The sequence below is a fragment of the Polynucleobacter sp. 39-46-10 genome, from assembly GCF_002282275.1.
In genome coordinates this window covers 1-4,788 of sequence record NZ_NCJB01000180.1, presented here as the reverse complement: position 1 = coordinate 4,788, position 4,788 = coordinate 1, and the positions used below count along the sequence as shown (strand labels likewise).

Annotated in this window: 4 protein-coding genes; 1 reads left to right on the top strand and 3 read right to left on the bottom strand. The window is 47.8% G+C overall.

Going from position 1 to position 4,788, the window contains the following annotated elements; genetic code table 11:
- Positions 1-13: 13 nt before the first annotated feature.
- On the top strand, positions 14-1,666 hold the full coding sequence (gene groL, locus B7X71_RS11985) for a chaperonin GroEL (RefSeq protein ID WP_215301980.1): 1,653 nt from the start codon (positions 14-16) through the stop codon (positions 1,664-1,666).
- Between the two features lie 158 nt (positions 1,667-1,824).
- Here groL and B7X71_RS11980 read toward each other — a convergent pair whose 3' ends face one another.
- From B7X71_RS11980 to B7X71_RS11970, 3 genes are read right to left on the bottom strand one after another with little or no spacing between them, the layout of a single operon-like run.
- Positions 1,825-3,192 (bottom strand): NAD(P)(+) transhydrogenase (Re/Si-specific) subunit beta, encoded by a 1,368-nt coding sequence (locus tag B7X71_RS11980; RefSeq protein ID WP_293600844.1) that lies wholly within the window; start codon positions 3,190-3,192, stop codon positions 1,825-1,827.
- 32 nt (positions 3,193-3,224) lie between these two features.
- Positions 3,225-3,563: a proton-translocating transhydrogenase family protein gene (locus tag B7X71_RS11975; RefSeq protein ID WP_011903634.1), complete on the bottom strand. Its 339-nt coding sequence runs from the start codon at positions 3,561-3,563 to the stop codon at positions 3,225-3,227.
- Between the two features lie 24 nt (positions 3,564-3,587).
- Positions 3,588-4,718: a Re/Si-specific NAD(P)(+) transhydrogenase subunit alpha gene (locus tag B7X71_RS11970; RefSeq protein ID WP_215301976.1), complete on the bottom strand. Its 1,131-nt coding sequence runs from the start codon at positions 4,716-4,718 to the stop codon at positions 3,588-3,590.
- Between the last annotated feature and the right edge of the window lie 70 nt (positions 4,719-4,788).

Here is a 4,788-nt window from a genome sequence, read left to right as displayed (position 1 = left end):
AAGGAACTCAATCATGGCAGCAAAAGACGTCGTATTTGGAGATAACGCCCGTACCAAGATGGTAGAAGGCGTAAACATTCTGGCGAACGCAGTAAAAACTACTTTGGGACCAAAAGGTCGTAACGTGGTTATCGAGCGTTCATTTGGCGGCCCAACCATCACTAAGGATGGCGTATCCGTAGCTAAAGAAATCGAACTCAAAGATAAGCTCCAGAACATGGGTGCTCAGATGGTGAAGGAAGTTGCTTCCAAAACCAATGACATCGCTGGTGACGGTACAACTACCGCAACTGTATTGGCTCAGTCTATCGTTCGCGAAGGTATGAAATACGTAGTTTCAGGTCACAACCCAATGGACTTGAAGCGCGGTATTGATAAAGCAGTTACAGCTGCAATCGAAGAGCTCAAGAAGATCAGTAAGCCTTGTACAACTACTAAAGAAATCGCTCAAGTTGGTTCAATCTCAGCTAACAGCGATCACAGCATTGGTCAGCGAATTGCTGAAGCAATGGAAAAAGTAGGTAAAGAAGGTGTTATTACTGTTGAAGATGGTAAGTCTTTGGAAGATGAGCTTGAAGTAGTTGAAGGTATGCAGTTTGACCGCGGCTACCTCTCTCCATATTTCATTAACCAACCTGAAAAGCAAGTTGCCGTATTGGAAACTCCTTACGTTCTCTTGTTTGACAAGAAAGTTAGCAACATCCGTGATTTGCTCCCAGTACTCGAGCAAGTAGCGAAGTCTGGTCGTCCATTGTTGATCATTGCAGAAGATGTTGAAGGCGAAGCCTTGGCAACTTTGGTTGTGAACAATATCCGCGGCATCATCAAGACTTGTGCTGTTAAGGCCCCAGGCTTTGGCGATCGTCGTAAAGCCATGCTGGAAGACATCGCGATTTTGACTGGCGGTACAGTGATCGCTGAAGAAATCGGCCTCACACTCGAGAAAACAACTCTTGAGCACTTGGGTCAAGCCAAGCGTATCGAAGTAGGCAAAGAAAACACCATCATCATTGACGGTGCTGGCGATGCTAAAGCAATCGAAGCGCGCGTGAAGAATATCCGTGTTCAGATCGATGAAGCAACTAGTGACTACGACAAAGAGAAATTGCAAGAGCGCGTTGCCAAATTGGCAGGTGGTGTTGCGGTGATTCGTGTTGGCGCTGCTACTGAAGTTGAAATGAAAGAAAAGAAAGACCGCGTTGATGATGCATTGCACGCAACTCGTGCAGCGGTTGAAGAAGGTATTGTTCCTGGCGGTGGCGTAGCATTGTTACGTGCGATGCAAGGTATCAAAGGTTTGAAAGGCGATAACGCTGACCAAGACGCTGGTATCAACATCGTATTGCGCGCAATGGAAGAGCCAATTCGTATCATCGTTTCTAACGCAGGCGATGAAGCTAGCGTTGTTGTTAATGCAGTGTTGGCCAGCAAAGGCAACAACGGTTACAACGCAGCAACTGGTGAATATGGCGACCTCGTAGCTCAAGGCGTGATCGATCCAACTAAGGTAACAAAAACTGCATTGGTTAATGCAGCTTCTGTTGCAGCTTTATTGTTGACTACTGATTGCGCAATCTGTGAAGCTCCAAAGGATGATTCCGCTGGTGGTGGCATGCCTGATATGAGCGGCATGGGTGGTATGGGTGGAATGGGCGGCATGATGTAATAGCCGTAATTTCCTCAGCTATCAAGCTGTAGAAGCTAAAACGCCTGGTTCAAAAGACCGGGCGTTTTTTTATTAGTGTTGGTAAAAGCAGGATTCTGAGGTAATAAAAAACCGCCCGAAGGCGGTCATTTATTATTTAATGCTGCTTGGTTTGGTCTTTAAGAAACTGACTTCACCATGTCTTCAACCACCTTCTTCGCATCGCCGAAGACCATCATGGTTTTATCCATATAGAAGAGTTCGTTATCAAGGCCAGCATAACCTGCAGCCATGGAGCGCTTGTTTACGATGATCGTTTTAGCTTTGAATGCTTCCAAGATCGGCATACCGAAGATTGGACTACCTGGTGTACGAGCGGCAGGATTCACCACATCGTTTGCACCAAGAACTAAGACCACATCAGCCTGACCAAAGTCGCTGTTAATGTCTTCCATTTCGAATACTTGATCGTATGGAACTTCTGCTTCAGCTAAGAGAACGTTCATATGACCAGGCATACGGCCTGCCACTGGGTGAATCGCATACTTCACGGTCACGCCATGGTGAGTCAATTTCTCTGTTAATTCTTTCAGGGCGTGCTGGGCGCGGGCAACTGCTAAGCCGTAACCAGGAACAATCACCACAGTATCAGCATTTTCCATAAGGAAGGCGGCATCTTCTGGGGAGCCAGTTTTGTAGTTCTTTGGGCCCCCATCATCGGCGCCACCGGCAGAGGCTTCAGCGCCAAAACCACCAAGCAATACCGCCAAGATGGATCGGTTCATTGCCTTACACATGATGTAAGACAGAATCGCACCAGATGAGCCTACGCAAGCACCAGCGATGATCAAAACAGGATTATTTAATGTGAAACCAATACCAGCCGCAGCCCAACCAGAGTAGCTGTTCAGCATCGATACCACCACTGGCATATCGGCACCACCGATTGGGATGATCAATGTCACGCCCAATACCAAGGCAATGGCACACATCACCAAGAATGCTTCGTGGCTACCTGTCATGAAATACATGACACCGCCACCAACCATGCCAATTGCGAGGGCGAGGTTTAGTAAATGTTGTCCAGCAAAGGTCACTGGCTTACCGCTAACCTTGCCGGAAAGTTTTCCGAACGCGATGATTGAGGCAGTAAAGGTGATTGCCCCAATAAAGGCGCCAATAAAGAGTTCAATCTTTTGCGCGCCAGTATGGTCATGGGCTGGGTTGTATACCGCTGCGATGGCAATCAATACAGCCGACAAGCCAACAAAAGAGTGCATGAGTGCTACGAGCTCAGGCATCTTGGTCATCTGCACACGCTTAGCAGCAATGGTTCCGATGATGGCACCACCAACAATCGCGCCAATAATCAATGAGAAGACTGGCTTAAAGTCAGGAATCATGAAGGTGGTAATGACGGCAAGAAGCATACCGATCATACCGAAGGTGTTGCCTTGACGTGAAGTTGTCGGCGAGGACAATCCACGCAGAGCGAGGATGAATAATACCGATGAAATGAGATAGGAAATCGCGGTTATGTTTGACATTATTTTGGTCTCTATAAGATCTTGTTCTAGTTTTATTTAGTTCCGGCCGCATCAGCCTTAGGAGCTTTTTTCTTGAACATCTCCAGCATGCGACGGGTGACCATAAAGCCACCAAAAATATTGATTGAGGCTAAGAAAACTGCTACCGCACCAATGATGCTGGTGAGAGTAATTTCATCGCCACCAATCACTTCGGTTTGCAGGAGGGCGCCAACAATAATGATTCCAGAAATGGCGTTAGTAACCGCCATGAGTGGGGTGTGGAGTGCAGGGGTAACGTTCCAAACCACGTGATAGCCAACAAAAATGGCCAATACAAACACGGTGATGTTTTGGACTGTGAGGATGCTTTGAAAAGCAGCGAGATCCATGATGTTTCCTTTGAATGATTGCTATTAGTTTTTACGAATGGCTTGGCCATCACGACACATGAGACAGGCAGTAACGATATCGTCATCGCTTGGGATAACTAACTTAGCTTCTGCGTCAACAATTAGCTTCATGAAGTCGAGCAAGTTGCGCGCATACAAGGCAGAAGCATCTGCCGCTACCATGCTAGCGAGATTGGTGTAACCAATAATCTTCACACCGTTTTTTTCAACAATCTTGTCAGCTTCTGTCAAAGGGCAATTACCTGAACCGTTATCGCCGCGACCAGCAGCTAGGTCGATCACGATAGAGCCGGGTTTCATATTGGCAACGGTATCGCTGTGCAACAAGACTGGTGGCTTACGACCCGGAATTAATGCAGTAGTAATCACGATGTCAGCTTGTTGAGCGCGTTCAGCAACGAGTGCTGCCTGACGCTTCATCCAAGCTTCTGGCATTGGGCGAGCATAACCACCAACACCTTGAGCGATTTCACGCTCTTCGTCAGTTTCATAAGGAACATCAACAAACTTAGCGCCGAGAGATTCAATTTGCTCTTTAGCCGCTGGACGCACATCAGATGCTTCGATCACTGCGCCTAAACGCTTTGCGGTTGCAATTGCTTGGAGGCCGGCAACACCCGCACCCAAGATCAGTACACGTGCAGCTTTAACGGTTCCCGCTGCAGTCATGAGCATTGGCATAAAGCGCTGATACTCGTTAGCGGCAACCATCACCGCTTTGTAACCGGCAATGTTAGCTTGCGAAGAAAGAACGTCCATGCTTTGAGCGCGAGTGGTACGGGGAGCAGCCTCTAATGAGAATGCTGTGACACCCTGTGCAGCCATGGCGGCAATATTGTCGTTATCAAATGGATCGAGCATGCCCAGGAGCACGCTGCCAGATTTAATTTGCTTGAGTTCGGCAGCTTCGGGTGCACGCACTTTCAGCACGATCTCTGCGCCAAAAGCATCAGCAGCGCTACCAATGCTTGCGCCCACTGCCTCATACGCAGAATCGGGTTGGCTGGCTGTAACACCTGCATCCTTTTGAATAACAACCGTATGGCCTTGGCCAATCAACTTCTTAACGGTTTCCGGTGTGGCGGCTACCCGAGTTTCCCCAGGCCTGATTTCCAGCGGTACTCCTATGCGCATGGCATGTCTCCAAATGCTAATGATTCAAAAAAAATCTATTTTAGGTATATATACGCGAATACACATATAT

What these genes read in the sequence shown, in the direction of transcription:
- B7X71_RS11975 (WP_011903634.1), bottom strand. Translation starts at nt 3,563, where the DNA reads ATGGATCTCGCTGCTTTTCAAAGCATCCTCACAGTCCAAAACATCACC.
- groL (WP_215301980.1), top strand. Translation starts at nt 14, where the DNA reads ATGGCAGCAAAAGACGTCGTATTTGGAGATAACGCCCGTACCAAGATG.
- B7X71_RS11970 (WP_215301976.1), bottom strand. Translation starts at nt 4,718, where the DNA reads ATGCGCATAGGAGTACCGCTGGAAATCAGGCCTGGGGAAACTCGGGTA.
- B7X71_RS11980 (WP_293600844.1), bottom strand. Translation starts at nt 3,192, where the DNA reads ATGTCAAACATAACCGCGATTTCCTATCTCATTTCATCGGTATTATTC.